This window comes from Leifsonia sp. SIMBA_070, from assembly GCF_046534635.1.
Lineage (GTDB): Bacteria > Actinomycetota > Actinomycetes > Actinomycetales > Microbacteriaceae > Leifsonia.
In genome coordinates, this window is record NZ_JAWRYK010000301.1 from 1 (window position 1) to 270 (window position 270).

Genomic DNA, 270 nt, shown 5'->3' on the forward strand with positions numbered 1-270 from the left:
CCACTATGGGCATAAATTTTTGCCCTACCGCGATTCTCATTAATCAAAGCTTGTTGATCGATTAAAGCACACAGAACAGCACGGATTGACTCTGCTGCTTCGCTCCAAGTGCGCGTCAAAAGGGTGTAGCCATCGGCAAATGCCTTTGATGACTCGGAATTCCAGTCCTTGAAACGGTATACAGGCTCGTCATTAACACCAAGGGTGATTAACTTACCAGGCTCGAGCTTCATCATCACCGCGTGATGTATAACAGATGCAATCAATGAT

At 45.9% G+C, this 270-nt stretch carries 1 protein-coding gene; it reads right to left on the reverse strand.

What is annotated here, in order from left to right:
• A partial coding sequence (locus tag SB754_RS20445) for a hypothetical protein (protein ID WP_410784191.1) occupies positions 1–239 on the reverse strand: 239 nt, incomplete at its 3' end.
• Between the last annotated feature and the right edge of the window lie 31 nt (positions 240–270).